Origin of the sequence: Neotabrizicola sp. VNH66, from assembly GCF_049445895.1 — a bacterium.
Lineage (GTDB): Bacteria > Pseudomonadota > Alphaproteobacteria > Rhodobacterales > Rhodobacteraceae > Pseudogemmobacter.
Genome location: NZ_JBMSDW010000056.1, coordinates 1 through 1,094 on the forward strand (window position 1 = coordinate 1; position 1,094 = coordinate 1,094).

Below are 1,094 nucleotides of genomic sequence, written 5' to 3' on the forward strand. Positions count from 1 at the left end.
TTCGAGAAGGGGCCTGACAGCGAGGCGGTGGTGGCGTTTCTGCGCGGCTTCGATCCGGCGCGGTTCGAGGTCTTTGCCTATTCCATCGGCTTCCGCGACCGGGTGGTCAGCCGCGATCCGGCCTTCGACCTTCTGTTCGATGCGGTCATCCCGCACCGCCGCGACCTGCCCGCCGATCCCGCCGGGATCCGGGCGCAGCTGCTGGCCGACCGGCTGGATGTCTTCCTTTACGCCAATGCCACGACCTACGGGCTGCAGCCCTTGGATTTGGCGCTCTACCGCCGGGTGGCGCCGGTGCAGGCGGTGCTGAATTCGCATGTGCCGATGCCGATGGGCTATCCCTCCTTCGATGCGGTGCTGACCGGGGCGAGCGACAGCGCGGTGGATGAGGTGGCGCAGGCGGGCTTTGCCGAGCGGCTGGTGCGGCTGCCCGGCCCGGTGATCAACTATCTGACCACGCTGGAGCCGCGGCCGGACCCGCCGCTGGACCGGGCCGCGCTCGGGCTCGGGCCGCAGGATGTGGTGCTGATGAATGCCGGCTCGTCGATGAAGCTGCGGCATGAATGTCTGCGCGCGATGATGCAGGCGGCGGCGGGGGTGGAGAACGGGGTGCTGCTGCTGGCGCCCTACAACCCCGGCTGGGCGGCGCGCAGCATGGCCTTCGTCTTCAACCGCCAGCTGGAGGAGATGGCGGCGGAGGTGGGGCTGGACCCGGCCCGCATCCGGGTCCTGGGAGAGCTGAGCGTGGCGGAGGCGGAGGCGGCGCTGTCCTGCGCCGATGTCTATCTGAACCCCTTCCCCCATGGCGGGGCGACGATGACGCATCTGGCGCTGATCCACGGGGTGCCGCCGGTGACGCTGCGCCGCCGCTCGACCCGGTCGATCGACCAGTTCCTGGTGGAAAGCCACGGCTTCGCCGATCTGCTGGCCGATACGCCCGAGGCCTATGTGGCGCTGGCCCGCAGCCTCGGCAACGACCCCGCCCGCCGCGCCACCCTGAAACAGCGCCTGCACCGCGCCGCCGCAGACCCGGGGTTCGTCAACAACCCAGATTACGCAAAAAACATGCAAAACGCCGTCCAAAACCTCTGGAA

The 1,094-nt window shown here is 69.3% G+C and carries 1 protein-coding gene; it reads left to right on the forward strand.

The annotated features are described in order from the left end of the window. On the forward strand, nucleotides 1–1,094 hold a 1,094-nt coding region (locus ACO2Q5_RS23905; RefSeq protein WP_423295726.1), incomplete at both ends, for a hypothetical protein.